This is a genomic window from Achromobacter sp. E1, from assembly GCF_037039475.1.
Lineage (GTDB): Bacteria > Pseudomonadota > Gammaproteobacteria > Burkholderiales > Burkholderiaceae_B > Achromobacter > Achromobacter mucicolens.
This window is the reverse complement of the sequence record NZ_CP146253.1, coordinates 1,050,935-1,071,597: the sequence shown is the minus strand read 5'-3', so window position 1 is coordinate 1,071,597 and position 20,663 is coordinate 1,050,935. Positions and strand designations below refer to the sequence as shown.

19 protein-coding genes and 1 riboswitch are annotated in these 20,663 nt (G+C 66.4%); of the genes, 9 read left to right on the top strand and 10 right to left on the bottom strand.

All coding sequences use genetic code 11. The features are described 5' to 3' along the window. The first annotated feature begins 40 nt into the window (after positions 1–40). Positions 41–424: a thioredoxin family protein gene (locus tag V6V88_RS04870; RefSeq protein ID WP_179691044.1), complete on the top strand. Its 384-nt coding sequence runs from the start codon at positions 41–43 to the stop codon at positions 422–424. An 81-nt stretch (positions 425–505) separates the two neighbouring features. On the opposite strand, the gene V6V88_RS04865 is transcribed toward V6V88_RS04870, so the two are convergent. The 3 genes from V6V88_RS04865 to V6V88_RS04855 form a co-directional block, all read right to left on the bottom strand. Continuing rightward, entirely contained in the window at positions 506–1,978 is a 1,473-nt protein-coding gene (locus tag V6V88_RS04865; RefSeq protein WP_280003537.1) for a DEAD/DEAH box helicase, read from the bottom strand. A 283-nt stretch (positions 1,979–2,261) separates the two neighbouring features. Continuing rightward, positions 2,262–2,597 carry an AzlD domain-containing protein gene (locus tag V6V88_RS04860; RefSeq protein ID WP_056321218.1) on the bottom strand — a complete coding sequence of 112 codons (336 nt, stop codon included), beginning with the start codon at positions 2,595–2,597 and terminating at the stop codon, positions 2,262–2,264. Next, entirely contained in the window at positions 2,594–3,343 is a 750-nt protein-coding gene (locus V6V88_RS04855; protein ID WP_056321216.1) for an AzlC family ABC transporter permease, read from the bottom strand. The genes V6V88_RS04860 and V6V88_RS04855 overlap by 4 nt, the downstream gene beginning before the upstream one ends. A gap of 231 nt (positions 3,344–3,574) precedes the next feature. Here V6V88_RS04855 and V6V88_RS04850 point away from each other — a divergent pair, with 231 nt between their 5' ends. From V6V88_RS04850 to V6V88_RS04835, 4 genes are all read left to right on the top strand, one after another. Further along, entirely contained in the window at positions 3,575–4,495 is a 921-nt protein-coding gene (locus V6V88_RS04850) for a branched-chain amino acid transaminase (protein WP_062840360.1), read from the top strand. A gap of 89 nt (positions 4,496–4,584) precedes the next feature. After that, on the top strand, positions 4,585–4,803 hold the full coding sequence (locus tag V6V88_RS04845) for a zinc-finger domain-containing protein (protein WP_056321210.1): 219 nt from the start codon (positions 4,585–4,587) through the stop codon (positions 4,801–4,803). Between the two features lie 39 nt (positions 4,804–4,842). Then, entirely contained in the window at positions 4,843–5,265 is a 423-nt protein-coding gene (locus tag V6V88_RS04840; RefSeq protein WP_056321209.1) for a nuclear transport factor 2 family protein, read from the top strand. Positions 5,266–5,282: 17 nt separating this feature from the next. Then, positions 5,283–6,383, top strand: coding sequence for an alpha/beta fold hydrolase (locus V6V88_RS04835; protein ID WP_142050696.1), 1,101 nt, complete (start codon positions 5,283–5,285; stop codon positions 6,381–6,383). 118 nt (positions 6,384–6,501) lie between these two features. Here the strand turns inward: V6V88_RS04835 and V6V88_RS04830 are convergent, their stop codons facing one another. Continuing rightward, positions 6,502–8,025 (bottom strand): M48 family metalloprotease, encoded by a 1,524-nt coding sequence (locus V6V88_RS04830; RefSeq protein ID WP_062840358.1) that lies wholly within the window; start codon positions 8,023–8,025, stop codon positions 6,502–6,504. A 56-nt stretch (positions 8,026–8,081) separates the two neighbouring features. Between V6V88_RS04830 and galU the strand changes: the two genes are divergently transcribed. Further along, positions 8,082–8,933: a UTP--glucose-1-phosphate uridylyltransferase GalU gene (gene galU, locus V6V88_RS04825; protein ID WP_056322690.1), complete on the top strand. Its 852-nt coding sequence runs from the start codon at positions 8,082–8,084 to the stop codon at positions 8,931–8,933. Between the two features lie 52 nt (positions 8,934–8,985). On the opposite strand, the gene V6V88_RS04820 is transcribed toward galU, so the two are convergent. From V6V88_RS04820 to V6V88_RS04800, 5 genes are all read right to left on the bottom strand, one after another. Continuing rightward, positions 8,986–9,858 carry a cytochrome c oxidase assembly protein gene (locus tag V6V88_RS04820; RefSeq protein WP_338618158.1) on the bottom strand — a complete coding sequence of 291 codons (873 nt, stop codon included), beginning with the start codon at positions 9,856–9,858 and terminating at the stop codon, positions 8,986–8,988. A gap of 107 nt (positions 9,859–9,965) precedes the next feature. Then, positions 9,966–11,069 carry a porin gene (locus tag V6V88_RS04815; RefSeq protein WP_062840356.1) on the bottom strand — a complete coding sequence of 368 codons (1,104 nt, stop codon included), beginning with the start codon at positions 11,067–11,069 and terminating at the stop codon, positions 9,966–9,968. Positions 11,070–11,122: 53 nt separating this feature from the next. Then, entirely contained in the window at positions 11,123–13,921 is a 2,799-nt protein-coding gene (gene mgtA / locus V6V88_RS04810; RefSeq protein ID WP_338618156.1) for a magnesium-translocating P-type ATPase, read from the bottom strand. Positions 13,922–14,352: 431 nt separating this feature from the next. After that, entirely contained in the window at positions 14,353–14,685 is a 333-nt protein-coding gene (locus tag V6V88_RS04805) for a hypothetical protein (RefSeq protein ID WP_223574398.1), read from the bottom strand. A gap of 441 nt (positions 14,686–15,126) precedes the next feature. Beyond that, positions 15,127–16,131 (bottom strand): sodium:calcium antiporter, encoded by a 1,005-nt coding sequence (locus V6V88_RS04800; RefSeq protein WP_338618154.1) that lies wholly within the window; start codon positions 16,129–16,131, stop codon positions 15,127–15,129. A gap of 43 nt (positions 16,132–16,174) precedes the next feature. Continuing rightward, positions 16,175–16,365, bottom strand: a riboswitch (yybP-ykoY riboswitch). A gap of 145 nt (positions 16,366–16,510) precedes the next feature. Here V6V88_RS04800 and V6V88_RS04795 point away from each other — a divergent pair. Further along, the gene (locus V6V88_RS04795; RefSeq protein WP_223574396.1) at positions 16,511–17,851 is read left to right on the top strand and encodes an aminopeptidase P N-terminal domain-containing protein; all 1,341 of its coding nucleotides are present in this window, start codon (positions 16,511–16,513) and stop codon (positions 17,849–17,851) included. A gap of 13 nt (positions 17,852–17,864) precedes the next feature. Here the strand turns inward: V6V88_RS04795 and V6V88_RS04790 are convergent, their stop codons facing one another. Continuing rightward, a complete protein-coding gene (locus tag V6V88_RS04790) occupies positions 17,865–18,329 on the bottom strand; it encodes an NINE protein (protein ID WP_063953101.1) in 465 nt (154 codons plus the stop codon). 78 nt (positions 18,330–18,407) lie between these two features. On the opposite strand from V6V88_RS04790, the gene V6V88_RS04785 reads away from it, so the two are divergent. Both V6V88_RS04785 and dusB read left to right on the top strand, forming a co-directional pair. Continuing rightward, complete coding sequence (locus V6V88_RS04785; RefSeq protein WP_062840351.1) at positions 18,408–19,577, top strand: UbiH/UbiF/VisC/COQ6 family ubiquinone biosynthesis hydroxylase; 1,170 nt, start codon at positions 18,408–18,410, stop codon at positions 19,575–19,577. Positions 19,578–19,636: 59 nt separating this feature from the next. Next, positions 19,637–20,662, top strand: a complete 1,026-nt coding sequence (dusB, locus tag V6V88_RS04780) for a tRNA dihydrouridine synthase DusB (protein WP_056321185.1) — start codon at positions 19,637–19,639, stop codon at positions 20,660–20,662. Position 20,663 lies beyond the last annotated feature (1 nt).

Below are 20,663 nucleotides of genomic sequence, written 5' to 3'. Positions count from 1 at the left end.
AACCCGGGTATCATAGTCAAACCCGCTCCGATCCGCTCACATGTCACTGCTCACCCCCGGTACCGATCTTGCGCCGCTGCGCGCGCGGCTGGTCGCCACGCCCGGCGCCTGGCTCATCGCCTGCTTCTGCGCCGCCTGGTGCGACACCTGCGAAGAATACAAGCCCAAGCTGCAAGCCTTGGCCGACGCAATGCCGCAGCATGTCTTTGCGTGGATCGACATCGAGGACCACGCCGAACTGCTGGGCGACGTGGACGTCGAAAACTTCCCGACCCTGTTGGTGCAGATCGGCGATCGCGTCGTGTTCTACGGCCCCATGCTGCCGCACATCGGCCATCTGGAGCGTCTTCTGGCAAGCCTGAACGCAGAGAGCGCGGCCGTGAACACCGCCCTGCCCGATCTGCCCCGGATGCTGGCCGCCTGACGCGCGTCGCGCCCAACAAAAAACCCGCAACGCCGGCTGGCCTTGCGGTTTTTTTCATGGGCCGGAACCCGATTATTGCGATCAGGGCTTGCGGCTGCCGCCAAGCAGAACGGCCAGTTGGCGCTTGGGCGCGGACGACGGCGCGGCGTTGCTGCGCGATTCCTGTTCTTCGGCCGGCGAGACGGGCGCCGAGGGCTCGTAGGGCTTGAAGAAAAAGTCGTCCACGGGCTGGCGCGAGCCGCCGGAATGATGGCTGGAACGGCGCTCGGAAGAACGGCCCCGGTCGCCGCGGCTTTCGCGGCCGCCATCGCGCCCTTCGCGCGAATGTGAGCTGCTGTCGCTGCGGCGATGGCTGCGCGCGATCAGGTCGGCAGGCACGTCGAGCGTGCCGCGTGGCACTTCGCGCTTGATGAGCTTTTCGATGTCGAGCAGGAAGCGCTCTTCGTCGGCGGTAAATAGCGCAATGGCTTCGCCCGATGCGCCCGCGCGGCCGGTACGGCCGATGCGGTGCACGTAGTCTTCGGCGTTGTACGGCAGGTCGTAGTTGATGACGCAGGGCACGCCGGCCACGTCCAGGCCGCGCGCGGCCACGTCGGTGGCGACCAGCACTTCGAGTTCGCCGGCCTTGAAGGCCTCGAGGGCCTTCATGCGGTCGGCCTGGGTCTTGTCGCCGTGGATCGATTCGGCCTTGACGCCATCACGTTCCAGGTCGCGCGCCAGACGTGCGGTGCCGATCTTGGTGTTCGAGAAGACGATGACCTGATTGAGGCCGCGCGACTTCACCAGATGCACGACGGCGGCGCGCTTGGCGTCGCTGGTCATCTTGTAGGCGATCTGCGTGATGGTCGTGGCGGTGGCATTGCGCGCCGCCACTTCGATTTCGACGGGGTGGTTCAGGTACGACCGGCCGAGCTTGCGGATTTCGTTGCTGAACGTGGCCGAGAACAGGAGGCCCTGACGCTGCGCGGGCAGCAGGCGGATGATGCGTTCCAGATCGGGCAGGAAGCCCATGTCGAGCATGCGGTCCGCTTCGTCCAGCACCAGGATGCCGACCTGGCTGAGGTTCACGTTCTTCTGTTCAACGTGATCGAGCAGACGGCCCGGCGTGGCGACCAGCACTTCGCAGCCGCGGCGCAGCGCTTCCTTTTGCGGACCGATATCCACGCCGCCGAACACCACGGCCGAGCGCAGCGGCGTCTTCTTGCTGTAGCGCTTGACGCTCTCGAAGACCTGGTCCGCGAGTTCGCGCGTGGGCGCCAGGATCAGCGCGCGCACCGGATGCCGGGCGGGCGAGGCGCTGGTGTTGGCCAGCGGCATGAGGCGATGCAGGATCGGGACCGTGAACGCCGCCGTCTTGCCGGTGCCGGTCTGGGCGGCGCCCATGACGTCGCGGCCCGACACCACCACGGGAATGGCTTGCGCCTGGATGGGCGTCGGGATGGTGTAGCCGGTTTCGGCGATGGACTGCAACAACAGGGGGTGCAACCCGAAATCGTCGAACGTCGGCGCGGGCGCGTCAGCGGTGGGTGCTACGGTTTGAGTGGATTCAGTCATCAGGGTTAGGCAAGTACCGGGACCAGTGAAAAAGAACAAAACGAGAGTGCTGCATGCACTGCACTACATAAGCATCGGGGCAACCATGCTGGAGTCGATACTTATGTGGGCAGTACCAGGCCCGGATTGCTGTGGATTGATGAATTTTAGCGCAGCCGCCTTACCACACGGTCAAACCGTCCCTTCAAGAGCCGGTTAGCCGCGCGTTCAAAGCGCCCGCCGAGGCGAAAAAGGCACTGCGAGCGTCCATCAGGTGGACATATCGGCGGGGAAGTCGTGGCCGTCAGCCGGCCAGCCAGCGCAAACCCCAGAGCACCAGCATGCCAACCACGATGACCAATACGGCACTGCGCGTGCGCAGAAAGACCAGAATGGCGACCAGACCGGCGACCAGTTTGTAATCGAACACGGGGCCGAGTCCGGCTTTCCAGGGCAGCAGATCCGGAACCACGATGGCGGTGAGCGCGGCGGCGGGCGCATAGCGCAACGCGCGCCGAACATTGTCGGACAACGGAATGTAGTCGCCAAACAGCATGAAGCCGGCCCGCGTCAGGACGCTGCACAGCGCGAGCAGCAGAATGGCGGAATAGACGTAGAGTTCCCAGGACCAATTCGTCATGCACGCGCCTTGAAGAAGCGTTCGGCCCACATGCCGGCGATGACGCCGGAGATGACCGCCGCGGCCAGTCCCAGGCGCAAAGGCATGGCTTGCCCCACCCAGGCGACGACGCCGGCCGCCAGCATGGACACCAGCATGGGCTTGGAGCTGGCCAGCGGCACCGTGATGGCCAGCAACGCCAGCACGGCGGCGAAATCCAGGGACCAATTGGTCGGCACCTGGGCGCCCAGATAAATCCCGATGATCGACGAGGACTGCCAGACCAGCCAGCCCGGCACGATGGAGCCCAGGAAGAACCAGAGCTGCTCACGCGTGCCGCGCTCGACCGAGTCGCCAAAGCGCGGCATGAAGAGCACGAAGCCCATGTCGGTCGTGAAATAGCCGAGTCCCAGGCGCTTGGGCCAGGACAGATGGCGGAAGTACGGCTGCAACGCCGCGCCGAAGATGATGAACCGCAGATTCACGACGCAGCCGGCGGCAAAAATCAGCCACAGCGGCGCGCCCGCCGCGATCAGGGGCAACGAGGTGAGCTGGGCCGAGCCGGCGTACAGCAGCAGCGTCATGGCGAGCGCCATGGATTCGGTCAGTCCGGATTTGACCATGGCCACGCCGGTCACCAGGCCCCACGTCGCGGTGGCGATGAGGGCGGGCACGATGGCATGGACGCCGGCGCGAAAGGCGGTCAGGCGTTCCTGGCGAACCAGGCCTGGGTCTTCGGATTCAGGAAGCGCGGATTCAGAGGACAACGGCTGGCCCCTGGCGATGCAGACAGGACGACATGGAAACTCTATGGAATGAACACGCGACGGCCCGTTCGCCCGCCGGCATCATGCTGCAAGGCCGTTGGCCCCAGACCGGTGCGCGAATAGGCGCGTATTGTAACCTCGCTGCTTGATACAATAGCGCCCTCAAGATTCTTGACCCCTTGGGGCCTGGCGCGCGGCGGCAGGTCTGGCGCGCACTGTGTGGAGAAGACCATGTCGATGGCTGACCGCGACGGTTTCATCTGGTATGACGGCAAGCTCGTTCCATGGCGAGACGCGACCACGCATGTCCTGACGCATTCGCTGCACTACGGGCTGTCCGTGTTCGAAGGCGTGCGCGCCTATCGCTCCACGCTCGGCACCGCCATCTTCCGCCTCGAAGACCACACCAACCGGCTCTTCAATTCGGCGCACATCTACCAGATCCCCATGCCGTTCGATCGCGACACGATCAACGAAGCCCAACGGATGGTCGTCCGCGAAAACCAGCTGGAATCCGGTTACCTGCGTCCCCTCGTGTTCTACGGCCCCGAAAAAATGGGCGTGTCGCCCAAGGGCGCGCGGGTGCACGTGGCCATCGCGGCCTGGCCGTGGGGCGCGTACCTGGGCGAAGAGGCGCTGTCCAACGGCATCCGCGTGAAGGTGTCGTCGTTCGCGCGCCAGCATGTGAATGTCACCATGCCGCGCGCCAAGGTCGCCACCACGTACGCCAATTCCATCCTCGCCAACACCGAAGCCCTGCAGGACGGCTACGACGAGGCCCTGCTGCTGGACACCGACGGCTTTGTCGCCGAAGGCTCCGGCGAGAACCTGTTCATCGTCAAGGACGGGGTGCTCTGCGAGCCCGAGATCGCCTCGGCGCTGACGGGCATCACCCGCTCCACCATTCACGCCCTGGCGGCCGACCTGGGCCTGCGCGTGTTGACCAAGCGCCTGACGCGCGACGACGTCTACATCGCGGACGAGGCCTTCTTCACCGGCACGGCCGCCGAAGTCACGCCCATCCGCGAAGTCGACAACCGTCGGATCGGCTCGGGCCGGCGCGGTCCAATCACCGAACAATTGCAGAACGCGTTTTTTGACGTGGTGAATGGCCGCAACCCGAAGTACCATCACTGGCTAAGTAAAGTCTGATTTTCAATTCTGATTGGCGCGCTTTTGCCCAGCAAGACCGCATCATTGTTTCAACCTGCCGTTCATCGGTTCTTTTTTCAGGAATATTCATGACCGCTGCTGCCCCGGCCGCCGTCTCCCGCGCTCACGAAGTCATCGAGGTCGGCGCTGAAGACCTGCCCGTGTTCTGTCCCGGCCCCAAGGCCCCGCTCTGGAGCATGCACCCCCGCGTCTTCCTGGATGTGGCCCGCACGGGTTCCGCAAGCTGCGCCTACTGTGGCGCCGAGTACCGCCTGAAGGCGGGCACGGTGCTGCACGGCCACCACTGACCTCGCCGCCCCACAACACGCTTAACCGTTTCAGCAGCCATGTTCGCCACGCCCGAAGAAGCAGAACACGCGTTCTACGAAGCCCTTGAGCAGGCGGACGCCGTCCGCCTGATGCAGGTCTGGGCCGACGACGAGGAAGTCGTATGCATCCATCCGGGAGGCCTGCGCGTCGTCGGTCATTCCGCGGTGCACGAGTCCTGGCAACAGGTGCTGTCCAACGGTCCGCTGCATGTGCGTCCGCTGCGCCCGCTCGTCATGCTCAGCATGATGTGCGCGGTGCACGTCCTGGTCGAACAGGTGGCGGTGCGCACGCGTGAGGGCACGCAGTTCGCCAACTGCTACGCCACCAACATCTACCACAAGGGCCCCACCGGCTGGCGCATGGTCATGCACCATGCCTCGCAGGCGCCCTCGGAAGCCGGGGTGCTCGACCTGCACGACGTGCCCGACATGCTTCATTGACCCGGGTGGATTCCCAGTTGGCCCCTGCTCGTCTTGATACAACGCCCTGCCCCGTCCCGCCCTGGCTTCCCGGGGGCGACAGCCAGACGGTCTACGCCGCCCTGTTCGCGCAGTATCACCGCATCGCGTTCGTGCGCGACCGCGTCGACACGCCGGACACGGACTTCGTCGATTTCGACTGGACCGGCCCTGGGCTGTTTCCGCACAAGGCCGCCGACGGCGCGCCGGTAAGCGGGCAACGCCCGGTCGGCAACGGCAAGACCGCCGCGGCACGCTGGATGACGGACGCCGACTGGAAGTCGCTGCCGCAAACCCCCGACACCCCTGCCCTGATCCTGTTCCACGGCCTGGAAGGCGGCAGCAACAGCCGCTATGCGCAGTCCATCGCGCATTACTTCCGGGCACGCGGCTGGATCGTGGTGATCGCGCACTTCCGGGGTTGTTCGGGCGTACCCAACCGGCTGGCCCGCGCGTATTATTCCGGCGACTCGGCCGAAGTCGGCTTCCTGCTGAACACCGTGCGCCAGCGCATTCCGCACGCGCGCTGGCACGCCGTCGGCGTGTCATTGGGTGGCAATGCGCTCCTGAAGTATCTGGGAGAACACCAGGAAGACACCACCTGGCTGACCGCCTGCGCCGGCGTGTCGGCGCCGCTGGATCTGGTCGCCTGCGGCAAGACGCTGTCGACCGGCATCTTCAACCGGCGCGTCTACACGGCGCACTTCCTGAAGACGCTCAAGCACAAGGTGCTGGAAAAAGCGCATCGTTTTCCCGGTTCCATCGATGTCATGCGTATCGCGCACGCGCACGACCTGCGCGAGTTCGACGACACCTACACCGCGCCGATGCACGGCTTTCGCAATGCGCTGGATTACTGGACGCGCGCGTCCAGCAAGCCGTGGCTGCCGAAGATCGCCGTGCCGACGCTGGTGCTCAATGCGCGCAACGACCCGTTCATCCCGGCCGCCTCGCTGCCCAAGCCGGAAGACTGCGCGCCGGGCATCCTGCTGCATCAACCTTCCGATGGCGGGCACGCGGGCTTTCCCACGGGCAGCTTTCCGGGGCACCTGAACTGGCTGCCCCAGCGCCTGGGACGGTTCTTCGAAACCGGGCTGTAAAAGCTGCGGCCAGCTCAGTAGGTGTCTGACACCTTGTCAAACTGCAGAAGGTGTCTGACACCCGCGAAAGTCAACCGCGGGCTTGCGACGCTGCCTCAGGGGTGTCAGACACCTTGTATTAACCTGACTTGAAGCGCTCGAGCAGCCGGCGCTCTTCGGCCAGCTTGTCCTTGACTTCCTTGATCTGCACGTCGATCTGCGACTGCTCGTAGAAGTCGTTGGACAGGCCCCGCGCCTGTTGCAGCTGCGACTCCGCGGCGGCGTACGCACCCGTCATGACGTAGTAGCGGGCCAGGTCGCGGCGCGCCTGCACCGGCTTGCCGTTGCGCTCTTCGCTTTGCGCCAGCATCTGATAAAGGCTTGGCTCGTCGCCGCCCCACTGCTTGATCTTCTCGCGCAGGTAATCCTGCGCCTCGGCATGCCGGCCATTGGCCTGCAGCGCCTGGGCGTAGGCAATGCCCAGCGCGCGATGATCGGGATAGCGCTTGGTGCCCGCCTGGGCAAGCGACATCGCCTGCGGATAATCCTTGCGCGCCAGCGCGATATCCACGGCAAGCTTTGCCAGCTGCGGCGAACTGCGGCCATTGGCGGAAGCCAGGTTCCAGTAGCGCTCCGCTTCCGGCAGGTTGTTGCGCTGGAAGTTCTGCAGGGCCAGCCCGTAATACGCGGCGGACTGCCGCACGCCTGAAAGGGCCTGGGCCTCGTCCTGCAACTGCTGGCCGGCCGTGCGCAGGCCGACCGTGTCGCGGCCCTGCACCACGCGCATCTTGGCGCGGATGTACCAGAAGTCGTCGCTGTCCAGATGCCGCGAGGCCGGCAGCGCACGGGCGCGGTTCTGCACGTCCGACATACGCTCGATCGACAGCGGGTGGGTGCTGGCCCACGAGCCGCCGCCCGCGCCTTCGTTCAGGCGCGATGCGTTCATCAGGCGCGCGAACATCTGAGACATGCCGTCGGCGTCGTAGCCAGCCTTCGTCAGCATCTGCAAGCCAGCGCGGTCGGCCTCGCGTTCCGCGTCGCGCGAGAAACCTAGTTGGCGGTTGATGGCCGCCGCCTGCCCGAAGGCAGCCACGCCCATCGACAGGTTGCCGCCGCCGCCCGCCAACGCCGCCAGCAGCGCGCCCGCCAGGCTGGCCAGCATCAGCATGCCGTTCTGGTTCTGCTGGGTCATGCCGCGCGCAATGTGGCGCTGCACGACGTGTCCGATTTCGTGGGCCACCACAGCGGCCAGTTCGGATTCGCTGGCCGACGACACGATCAGGCCCGTATTGATCCCGATGAACCCGCCCGGCATCGCGAACGCGTTGATCTCGGGATCCCGCACGCCGAACATCTCGACCTCGGGCACGCCGCCCGGCGCAAACGCCGCAAGCTTGCGCCCCATCGTCGTGAGGTACTGGCTGAGCTCGGAATCATCGATATAGGAAGGGTCGCGTCGGCCCTGCGCCATGATCGCTTCGCCTAGCGTGCGCTCCAGCATGGGCGACAGGTCGGACGACGAGGCGGCGCCCATGGAAGGCAGCCCGACCGGCTGCGCCCATGCCGTGACGGGGGCAACGGGCATGGCGAGCGCCGCGCAAAGGCTCGCGATCGCGCCCCGTTTCGCAATCGAGCAAATGGATGGCATTTTCCTGCGGTTCATAAGCCTATGATAGCGATGAGCTTAAAATGTTTCATCGAATCCTCAACGAGGTCTCAATGCGTCCCGTCCGTAAAGCCGTTTTCCCTGTCGCCGGCATGGGCACCCGCTTCCTGCCCGCCACCAAGGCGATGCCCAAGGAAATGCTGCCCGTGGTCGACAAGCCCCTCATTCAGTACGCGGTGGAAGAAGCCGTCGCAGCGGGGATTACCGATCTCATATTCGTGACTGGCCGAAACAAGCGCGCCATCGAAGATCATTTCGACTCCGCGCCCGAGCTGGAATCCGACCTGGAAAGCAAGGGCAAGCATGAACTGCTGGCGATGGTGCGGGGCATTCTACCCGCGCACGTCAATTGCCTCTATATTCGCCAATCGGCCCCGCTGGGCCTGGGCCATGCCGTGCTGTCGGCCGCCCCCGCCGTGGGCGACGAGCCCTTTGCGGTCCTGCTGGCCGACGACCTGATCGACGCCGATACGCCCGCGATGAAGCAGCTGGTGGACGTCGCCGTGGCGCGCAACGCCAGCGTGCTGGGTGTGCAGGACGTGCCGCGCGCCGACACCCGCAAGTACGGCATCGTGGCCACGCACACGGGCGACACGCAGGCGGATGGCCGCACCGAACGCGTCACGCACATCGTTGAAAAGCCGGATCCCGAAGCCGCGCCGTCGACGCTGGCCGTGGTGGGCCGCTACGTGCTGGAAGCGGCGATCTTCGACCATCTGCGCTCGACCAAGATGGGCGCGGGCAATGAAATCCAGTTGACCGACGGCATCGCCTCGCTGATGCGCGAGCGCGAGGTCTATGCGCACCGTTTCGATGGCGTGCGCTACGACTGCGGCAACAAGGCGGGGATGTTCCAGGCCACCGTGGCGCTGGGCAAGAAGTATCACGGCCTGCTGCCGGAATGACCGGCGCGGCCTGGCGGGAATGGGCACAACAGTGCCGCGTTCACCGCCGGGTTCAGGAAGACAGCGCCGCGCCCGACTTGTCGCGCGCGCGCGCATCGCGGTCGGCCTTGCGCAACCGCCCCTTGGCCGACAGGCGCATCAGCGTGCCCAACGCCACCATCAGCCCGATCACCTCAACGAGCGCGGCGGGAATCCACATGGTCAGCCCGCCGATCGTCTGATCGGTCTGCGCCGACATGGCGATCGCCCGCCCGCATAGCTCAAAGAGCGGATAGATGTCGCTTTCCGTGAAGGCGATGACGGCGCCGGCCACCATTTGCGGCAGCATGGTCGCCACGGGGGAGATGACCCGTCCGCCCGGCGACATGGCCGCGGGGGGAGCGGGACGGCGGTCCAGGATCAGGTTCCAGTACATGAACCCGCTGATCACGACCGACCAGTTCATGAGGCGGTAAAGACGCCAGTCGAGCATCGAGTAGAACTGCACCGACGGAATCAGCCAGATCAGCACCAGGAACACGAAAAGCGCAGGCACGAAGATCTTGTGGGTCAGCACCGCCACCGTGGCCCGGCCCGTGCCGGTGCGCAGGAAATCGCGCAGCCGCAAACGCCACCGCATCGGCAATCCCGCCCGCATCACCTGCCCCGGAAAGGCCGCCATGACGAGCAGCGGCCCAAGATGGTGCAGCACCAGATGCTGGATGCGATGGATGAAGAACATGCGCTCGGCGTAGTAGTCGAGCCGGGTGTGCAGGGACAGGTACAGGAGGACCATCCCCGTCCAGAAAAGGATCTGGCGCGCGCGCGTGACGTGGTGGACCCGCTGGCCGCGTACGAACAGCACGATGGCCACCAGGAAGGAAGCCACCAGCGTGGGAGAGAACTCCCAGGGTACGAGCCATTCGAGACTATCCATGCGTGCCATCCGAGAAACGACGCGAAGACAAGGGCCGGCGCCCGGCGCCGTCTTTCGGCGATTGTAGTAGACCCCGCCATCGCGCGCTGCCGGGCGCCGGCCCGGGCTGGAACGTGTCAGAAACGGTGTGACACGCCCGTGCCGATGCGCGTGGTGTGGGCGTTGCCGGGGTCGAACTGGTTATCCAGCGTGTAGTTCGACGCGTAGCCGGCGAAGGCGTAGAGCGTCGTGCGCGGGGACAGGTCGTAGGTATAGCCCAGCGTCGCAACCTGCGCATTGCGCGCCGTCATGCCATTGTCCCAACGCCAATCGGGCCGGGCCAGCGACCATTGCACCAGGACGGCGCCCGGCCCGGCCGGAACACTGACCCCGACCAGCCAGGCGTCGACCGTGCCGCCCTGCACGAAGGCCGCGGGTCCCAGCCCGAGGCCCAGTCCGTCGGGGTCGCCGCCGTCCAGCCCCACATAACCGTTGCGCTGGCGCGACCAGGCAAGCGACACCTTGACCACCTCGAAGTCATACGAGGCGCCCACCTGGAATGCCTGCGGACGCCCGCCCGCCTGCGCGGGCGGGGTCGCCAGGCGCAATTGTTCCCAGGTGGCCACAGCCAGCAGCGGCCCGTCCTCATACTTCAGGCCGAGACTGATCGCACGAGTGTTCTGGTTGGTGCGAAATTGGTTCTGGCCATCCGCGTCGAAGGCATAGCCGACCCCGGCCTGGAACCCCTGCCATTGCGGGGAATACCAGTTCACCATGTTGCTGAATTGGTAATTGTCGGACGCCTTGAAGGTCGCCCCCATGCCCATGTCTTTCCACGAGGCGATCTCAAGCGCGTTGCCGTAGGTCTGGCCGACCGTGTACTGGCGGCCAAGGCGCAGGTCGCCGTAGCTGGCATGGGCCAAGCCGACCCAGGCGCCATAGTTGAAGAGCCGGCTGCTGTCGGCCGCGGTGCCGCTGGACGGGTCAAAGCCGCTTTCAAGCTGGAAGCTGGCGGCCCACCCGGAGCCCAGGTCTTCCGTCCCCTGCAGGCCCCACAGCGAGTCGGTCAGGCCGCCGTTCAGCAGGCCGCTTTGGCTGCCCTGCCCCGACACCCGGGTCACGGCAACGCCGGCGTCCACAATGCCGTACAGCTGCACGCTGGTGCCGCCATCCGCAGCCACCGCCGCGCAGGAGGGCATCAGGCCGGCCGCCGCCAAGGCGGCGAAAAATGCAATTCTCATGATCTTTCCTTGCGTTGGCAGCGGGCGCGGAGCCCGCCGCCGGTTGCATCAGCCTACTGCCAGCCGTAGCGGCGGACCCAGAAGTGCTTGAGCGTCTGCGTCAGCACGCAATATCCCAGGAGAATGCCGACGAGCCAGGGGAAGTAGCTCCAGGGCAGTGCCTGCAACTGGAAGTACTCCGCCAGCGGCGAGAACGGCAGCACCAGCCCCAACGTGATCACCATCAGCGTCATTCCCATCAGGGGCCAGGACGCGCGGCTTTGCAGGAAAGGAATGCGGCGAGTGCGGATCATATGCACGATCAGCGTCTGCGACAACAGGCCCTCGACAAACCAGCCGGACTGGAACAGCGTCTGATGCTCGGGCGAATTGGCCTGGAACACGAACCACATGACGGCGTACATCGCGATATCGAAGATCGAGCTGATCGGGCCGAAGAACACCATGAACCGGCCCAGACTTTCCGGATCCCAGCGCTGCGGCTGCTTCAGCAATTCTTCGTCGACATTGTCAAACGGAATCGCCGTCTGTGAGATGTCGTACATCAGGTTCTGCAGCAGCAGATGGATGGGCAGCATCGGCAGAAAGGGCAGGAAGGCGCTGGCGACCAGCACCGAAAACACGTTGCCGAAATTCGAGCTGGCCGTCATCTTCAGGTACTTGAGCATGTTGCAGAAGGTCTTGCGGCCTTCGATCACGCCGTCCTCCAGCACCATCAGGCTCTTTTCCAGCAGGATGATGTCGGCGGCCTCCTTCGAGATATCCACCGCGGAATCCACCGAGATGCCCACGTCCGCCGCGCGCAGCGCGGGGGCGTCGTTGATGCCGTCTCCCATGAAGCCCACCGTGTCGCCCTGCGCGCGCAGGCTGCGAACGATGCGTTCCTTGTGAATCGGCGCCAGCCGGGCAAACACGTTGGCCTCGCGCACGGCGACCGCCAGCTCGGCGTCGTCCATCGCCTCGATCTCGGCGCCCAGGTACACCTTGCGCACGTCCAGTCCCACCTCGCGGCAGACCTTGCGCGTGACGAGTTCGACGTCGCCCGTCAGCACCTTGACCTCGATGCCCGAGTCCTTCAACGCGGCCAGCGCGGGCCCGGTCGACTCCTTGGGCGGATCCAGGAACGCGATGTATCCCACCAGCACCAGGTCGGATTCGTCCGCCACGCCGTAGGCCTGCTGCGTGGGCGGCAGTTCCTTCACGGCGACCGCGATGACGCGCAGGCCCTCCCGGTTCAGACCGGCCGTCACGTGACGGATGTCGGCGCGGCGCGCGTCGGTCAGCGGATGCACTTCACTGCCCACGCGTAGCCGCGTGCAGGCTTCCAGCATTTCCTCGAGCGCTCCCTTGCAGATCAGTTCGTGGTGGTCGCGGCCGTTTTCGGTCTCGTTCACCACGACGGACATGCGGCGGCGCGAGAAGTCGAACGGAATCTCGTCGATCTTGCGGTAGCGGCCCGCCAGGTCCAGGCTGCGCGCCACTTCCGCATGCTCCAGCACGGCCACGTCCAGCAGGTTCTTCAGGCCCGTCTGGTAGTAGCTGTTCAGATAGGCATAAGCCAGCACGTCGTCGCTGGCCGCGCCATAGACGTCGGTGTGGCGCTCGAGCACGATGCGGTCCTGCGTCAGCGTGCCGGTCTTGTCGGTGCACAGCACGTTCATGGCGCCCAGGTTCTGGATCGCGTCCAGACGCTTGACGACGACCTTGCGGCGGGACATGCGCACGGCTCCCTTGGCAAGCGTGGCCGTGACGATCATGGGCAGCATTTCGGGCGTCAGGCCCACGGCGATGGCCAGCGCGAACAGCAGCGCCTCCAGCCAGTCGCCCTTGGTGAAGCCGTTGATCAGCATCACCACCGGCGCCATCACCAGCATGAACCGGATCAGGATCCAGCTCACGCGGTTGATGCCTTGCTGGAATTGCGTGGGCGCGCGCGAGGTCTGCGTGACGCGGCCCGCCAACTGGCCGAAGTACGTATCCGAGCCGGTCGCCACCACCAGCGCGCTGCCCGCGCCGCTGACCACGTTGGTGCCCATGAAGGCCATGTTCTCCAGTTCGAGCGGGTTGGCCGACTGCACGCGCGGGGACATGTGCTTTTCAACAGGCAGCGATTCGCCCGTCAGCGCGGCCTGCGCCACGAAGAGGTCCTTGGCGTTCAGAATGCGGCAGTCGGCGGGGACCATGTCGCCGGCCGAAAGCAACACGACGTCGCCGGGCACCAGATCGGCCAGCGGCACTTCGCGCTGTTGCGACCCGGTGGCGTGCAAGGCCGCGCCAAAGAAGCGCCGGCCATTGCCCGCGTCAGGCGATCCGGCATCGCTGCGCAGAACCGTCGCGGTGTTGCGCACCATCGCCTTCAGGGCTTCGGCGGCGCGGTTCGAACGCTGCTCCTGCACAAAGCGCAGCACGGTCGAGATCAGCACCATCGAGCCGATGATCGCAACGGCCGTCCAGGACTGGTCCTCGGGCGCCGCCATGCGCACGTCGGTCAGCCACGACAGAACGGCCAGCGCGGTCAGCAGCAGGTTGAACGGATTGCGATAGGACAGCCACAGGTGATGCGGCCAGGAGAGCGGCTTCTCATGGTCGACTTCATTGGCGCCATGCCGATCGCGGGCGGCCTGCGCCTGGGCGTCGGACAGCCCGCCCCAGCCGCTGCCGAACCGCTCGAACAGGGAATCGAAGCCCAGCCGGGACGTCTCGACCATGCGCAGGCTGGCGCGGCGGGCGGCCTCGGAGGAAGCCGCGGCGTTGTCCGCGCCTTGTTCAAGGATGGGGGCGCGGCGAAAGTGCCGGCCGGTACGGCGCAGACGCGCGGCGGAAGAAAAAAAGGATTTCAGGAAAGCAAACATGGGAGTGCTCCGCATTTATTGGTGTTGTTGCGGGAGACACGGACGACCCTGCCGGTGGCGGCCGCGCGCAGGCAGCAGCGGACCGCGGCGTTTCCTGGGGAAATGCCGTGAGGCCGCCGCTGACGGGCGTGCGAAGGCGCCGGAGCAATGTTGCCGGTGTCCGGATCGCGTCTATGGCGCGCCGGGTGCGGAAAACGGAAGGGAAGCGGGCGGTGGAACCGGGACCGGACGCCGATGCTCGCAGGACGCGGGCGGGGCCGGGGATTCCAGGCTGCGGGTTCCGTACGGACCGGGATGTCTATCCGGCCAGTCGGCTCGCAGTGAGTGACGGGTCAGATAGGCATGCCGGAGCCGCGCACAGGGCGCAATCGAGGCTCTGGGTCTAAGGCGCTAGGCATGATTTCTCCGGGGGAAGGAAATGTTTGGGGGGTTCAGGCCATCGCGGCCTGCGCGCCGAAATGCACGTGGCGCACAGCGGGATTGGCGCTCAAACGGCGCGCTTGCGTCATCAATTCAGCCCGCAGTTCGGGCGGGCAATTGATCGTGATGCAAGCCGACGCGAGATCGGGATCCTGGCCTTGGTCAACCTGCACTTGGGCGACGTCCAGGCCAGCGGCGCCGAAGTCCAGGCAGATCTGCTTGCGCAGTGCGCCGAGCTCGCCGCGCGGACAGATCACCGTCAGCCGGGAAGTGCCGCGGCGGCGGCCCAGGGCGGTGGCGCGGTCCACGCCGGCACGGCGCAGGAACAAGTCGAAGAAACGCATAACGACCTCCATGACAAGAAGGCGGAGCGTGATCGCGAACACGTGCGCAGCCGGACAGCGCCCTGGCGGCGGACACGACGAACGTGCACGAACGCTGGCGCTGCGACTAGCGGCGGTTCTGGCGGTTTACGTTGGGGAGAGTCCCGGCAGGCCGAGAGCCTGCGCTACTGGCCGGGCTGAAGCCTGGCGCCTGGGATACACCGCAACCTGCTGAATGACAGGATGCGGCAGACGGAGTTCTGCGTGGATCCTGTCAGACAGCGACGTCGATGCAAGATCGACAACTTTCGCCGGAATCGGTATTCACGAAGACTGCTCCTGGGATGGAAAACAGTGAAATTTTACGCGGGTTTGTACTGATGGACAAGGGTTGGGTGCATTTTTGACGCAGAAAAGCGCCAAAGCCGGACAGGCGCGCACGCCTGCCCGGCCTGCCCGCCGTTACCCGTAGAAGTGCCAGCCCAGGTAGCCCGCGAAAATCGCGTACAGCCCGCCCACCGCCGACAGCGCCGGCACGCTCATGGCCGACCGGCGGAAACGCAGCCACAGCAGCCCAATGGACAGCATCGTGAAACAGCCCGCCGCCAGCAGCGGCGCATCCAGCAGCCACGGCGTCATGAAGATGCCAAGCGCGCTGGGGATCGTCGCCTGGATCATCATGGCGCCCGAAATGTTGGCCAGCGCCAGGCGTTCCTTGCCCTGGCGCACCCAGATCAGCGCATTCATGATCTCCGGCAGCTCGGTGGCCACCGGGGCCAGCAGCAGCGCGGCCACGTGGGGCGAGGCGCCCATGGCGATGCCCAGCAGTTCGATCTGGTTCACGAACACGTGCGAGGCGCCGGCGATCACGACCAGCGCCATGACCGTCTGCGTGACGGCCCAGAACATGGAGGGGTCCTCGTCGCGCGGCCGCAGTTTCAGGGGTTCGAGGTCATCGCTGTCCAGGGATGCCTCGTCGTTGCTGAGCTCACGTTTGATGTAGAGCGCATAGGTGACCAGGAACACGAAGCCCAGCCAGGGCTTCCAGGCAAAGGCCAGCAGGCCCAGGCCCACCTTGAAGATGAAGATGCCCATGAACCAGGCCTGGTCGCGGGCCAGCCGGCGCTGGTCCGCGTTGATACAGTTCGCCTGCGTGGGCTTGCTGCGGCGGGCGCGCCACAGGGCCAGGCCGACGACCGCATAGGCCAGCGTGGCAAGCACCAGGGGACCGCCCATCGCGGCGCCGACGCCGATATCCTTTTGTTCAGGGGTATCGCCGAAAACCACGGCCATGAAGGTGACGGCGCTTTCCGGCAGCGCGGTGCCGAAGGCGGCGAGCACGGTGCCGGTGGCGGTCGCGCCCAGCTGGAAGCGGTGACCGACCCATTCGACGCCATTGACGAAGAACTCGCACGCGACGTAGATCACTGCCGCGGACAGGAAGAACAGAAAAAGGGTGAGCAACATGGGAATGCGGCCGGACGAGCGGATACCATTGGCGCGACGCAGCGGCTCGCCCGGCCAAGGGTGAACGCTACGCGGCCAAAGGTCTCGCCTGGCTGATCCACGCGGCTGCAAGCCGGACGTGGGTGCCGTCAGCGCCATGGGGTTCTAGCGGCTGCTCCGCAGCACTGAACCACCAAGTCTGTTGACGCTGACTCCTTTGGGGACAAAGGATGGCTACTCCCCAATGACAGAGCGGCGATTGTAGCAGCGGCCGGCACGTTGTCCAGTCATCACCGTACGGCCAACGCGGATACGCCACGGGGTGTTGCATTCGCGGGATGGCAGGTAAAGTAGCCCCATCTTCCGCCCTTGCCGGGGCTGCGCGCCCGGCCCGCCCGACATGAGCCTGCCTCCCGACGACCTCTCCCCTTTCGCCGCGCGGCGCCAGCGCCTGATGGATCGCATGCGCGCGGAAGGCGGCGGCATCGCCATCCTGGCAACCGCGACGGAAGCCATCCGCAACCGCGATGCGGAATTTCCTTACCGGCACGACAGCGATTTCTTCTACCTGACGGGCTTTACCGAACCCGACGCCTGGGTGGTGCTGGTGGCTGGCGCGACAGACCGCGCCGTGCTGTTCTGCCGGCCGCGTCACGTGGAGCATGAATTGTGGGAGGGCAAGCGCTTTGGCCCCGAGGCCGCGGCCGCCCATTTCGGTTTCGACGACGCCCATCCCATCGACGCGCTGGACGAACTGGTGCCCGCGCTGATGCTGGACCATCCCACCCTGTACGCCCCGTTGGCGGGGGACAAGCGCACGGACGGGCGCTTGCACCGCTGGCTGGCGGCGGCGCGCGAGAAAAGCCGGGGCGGGCGCCTGCCGCCCAGCCGGCAACAGGACGTGCGGCCGCTGCTGGCCGACATGCGGCTCATCAAGGACGCCTCGGAAATCGCCGCCATGCGGCGCGCGGCCAAGATTTCGGCCGGCGCGCACGCGCGCGCCATGCGCGTGGCGCGGCCCGGCATGCGCGAGTACGAGATCGAGGCCGAGCTGCTTTATGAATTCCGCCGCCACGGCGCGCAGTCCGTGGCGTACAACAGCATCGTCGCGGCCGGGGCCAACGCCTGTGTTCTGCACTATCCGGCTGGCGAGGCGGTACTGCGCGACGGCGATCTGGTGCTGGTCGATGCGGGCTGCGAAGTGGACAGCTACGCCAGCGACATCACCCGCACCTTTCCGGCGAACGGCCGCTACAGCGGCCCGCAGCGCGCGCTTTATGACCTGACCGTCGCGGCGCAGGACGCGGCCGCCCAGGCCACCGCGCCCGGCCGCAGCTTCAACGATGCGCACGAGGCCGCCCTGCGCGTCCTGGCGCAGGGCATGCTGGATCTGAAACTGCTGAAGGGATCGCTGGACGGCGTGCTGGAATCAGGCGACTACAGCCGCTTCTACATGCACCGCACCGGGCACTGGCTGGGCCTGGACGTGCATGATGTCGGCGACTACCGCCAGCCCGGCGCGCCCGGCACCGATCGGCCGTGGCGCACGCTGCAAACCGGGATGATGCTGACCATCGAGCCGGGCATCTACGTGCGCCCCGCCGACGACGTGCCCGAGGCCTACTGGAACATCGGCATCCGCACGGAAGACGATGCGCTGGTCACGGACGAAGGATGCGAACTGATCACCCGGGGCGTGCCGGTGCAGGCCAGCGAGATCGAAGCGCTGATGCGCGAATGATGCGGCGGGCGGCCTACAGCACGTAGCCGTCCAGCCAGCCCATGGCCACCCAGACATAGACCACCACCATCGCGATGGCGAACATGGTGGCGATGGCGCCGACCAGGCACGCCAGAATGGCGACCAGCACCGGCCCCCAGCCAGTCGAAGACACCTTGCCCAGGCCCGGATTGCAGATCCGGTCGAACTTCTCGTCCGGCATCAGGGAGTAGACCGCGCTTTCGATGAACCCGTCGATCATGGGAATGAACAACAAGAAGAATGCGGGGTTGTCGTACCAGACCGGGTAAAAGCGCACGGCGCAGAACAGGCACACGGCGGCGAACACGGTCACCAGCCAGGCGTGGCGCCGGCCCAGATACCACCAGTGCGCGCCAAACGCGCCGAACAGGCAGGCCAGGAGTCCCACCGCGACCTTGCTGCGGGGGCGGCGCGCGGAGACGGCGGAAAGCGAAGAGGAAGCCTGAGCCTGCGTCATGTCAATCAACCGGAAAAGGGGCGTAGGCGCCAAGCGGCGGCGGCTGCCGCGATTGTAGTGGACGGTTAAAATCCGGGCATGACTTCCTCCGCCTTCGACATTGCGATTCTTGGCGCCGGCCCCGTGGGCCGCGTATTGGCCCTGATGCTGGCGCGCGTGGCGCCGGACCCGGCGCGCATCGCCCTGCTCGCGGGCAGCGCACCGGCGCCCGTCACCCCGGCCGCGGCCGTGCCCGCCGCGGATCCGCGCGTGCTGGCCATGAACCACGGCAGCCGGGTGCTGCTGGAGTCGCTGCATGCCTGGCCCGAACGCTCGGCCGACATTCGCAACATCCACGTGTCGCAGCGCGGCCGGCTGGGCCGGACGCTCATCCAGAACACCGATTTTGGCGTGCCCCAGCTGGGCAGCGTGGTGGCCTATTCCGGCCTGTACGCCAAGCTGGACGAATGCGTGGCCGCTTGCGGCGTCTCCGTGCTGGCCGGCCCCCCGGCGCAGATCGGCATGCAGGACGCCGATGGCGTGCGCATCCAGCAGGGCGACACGGAAATCCTCTGCGGCGTCGCCGTGCAGTCCGACGGCGCCGGCGCCACGGATGTGCGGCGCGATTACGACCAGCACGCCGTGCTGACCACCGCCCACGCCACCCTGCCGCGGCGCGGCTGGGCCTGGGAGCGCTTCACCTCCGAAGGTCCGCTGGCGCTGCTGCCGCACCCGCAGACCCCGGATGCCTACTCCGTCGTCTGGTGCAGCGCGCCGGACCGCGCGGCCGAACTCGCGGCCCTGGACAACGTCGCTTTCTCGCATGCGCTGACGCAGGCTTTTGGCGACCGCTTGGGCCGCCTGACCAGCCATGCGCCGCGCCATGTCTTTCCGCTGGCGCTGTCCGCCCGGCGCGCCCAGGTGCACGGCCGGGTCGCGGCCATCGGCAACGCCGCGCAGACCCTGCACCCGGTGGCGGGCCAGGGATTGAACCTCGGCCTGCGCGATGCGGCGCGCCTTGCCCAGACGCTGACCGGCTGGCTGGCCCGTCCCGGCGCCAATCCCGGACCGGCCCTGGCCGAGTTCGCCAGCGCGCGCCATCTGGATCGCTTCATCACGGCCGGACTGACCGATTTCATGCCGCGCATCTTCGCCACGGGGCTGGCGCCCGTGGAGCACGCCTGCGGCGCCGCCCTGCTGGGGATGGATCTGGCCTCCCCGTTGCGCGCCCCGCTCGCCCAGCACCTGCTGCAAGGGTTCCGGGCGTAAATCCCCGGCCATCGCCCCTCCAAAAATGAGGGTTCGATCGAGCCGGTTAAAATGTGAGCATGCGCATAGGCCAGTGGACCCTTCCCAACAACGTTCTTGTCGCGCCCATGGCGGGCGTGACGGACCGTCCTTTCCGCCAGCTTTGCAAGAAGCTGGGGGCGGGTTACGCGGTGTCCGAGATGGCCGCCAGCAACCCCAAACTGTGGGACAGCGTCAAGACATCGCGCCGCCTGAACCACGACGGCGAGATCGCCCCCATTTCCGTGCAGATTGCGGGGGCGGATCCGGCCATGATGGCCGAGGCCGCGGCGTTCAACGCCAACAAGGGCGCCCGGATCATCGACATCAACATGGGCTGTCCGGTCAAGAAAGTGTGCAATGTGGCATCCGGGTCGGCGCTGTTGCGCCACGAAGACCTGATCGTCCGCATCCTGGACGCCGTGGTGGCCGCCTGCGCGCCGCTTGGCGTGCCCGTCACCCTGAAGACCCGGACCGGCTGGGACCGCAGCAGCCGCAATGCGCTGCGCGTGGCCAAGCTGGCCGAAAACGCGGGCATCGCCGCCCTCACCCTGCACGGGCGCACGCGGGCCGACCTCTATACGGGCGAGGCGGAATATGACACCATCCGCGCCGTCAAGGCTGAAATCGGCATCCCCGTGATCGCGAACGGAGATATCGACTCGCCCGCCAAGGCCAGGCACGTCCTGGATTACACTGGCGCCGATGCGGTCATGATTGGCCGGGCGGCCCAGGGCCGCCCGTGGATCTTCCGCGAAATCGACCACTACCTGCGCACGGGCGAAACACTGGCCCCTCCCTCTTACGGGGAAATGCGCGAGCTGCTGCTCGAACATCTCGACGACCACTACCGTTTCTATGGCGAGCACACCGGCGTACGTACCGCGCGCAAGCACATAGGCTGGTATGTGGACGGCCTGCCGGGCGCGGATTCGTTTTGCGCCCGCATGAACCTGATCGACAACACCCGCGACCAATGGCGGGCGGTGGCGGACTGGTTCGACACCCTCTCAAGCGACGGCAGCTGTACCCCGGCGCCGGCCGCAGAAGCCCTGCTGGCGGCATGAC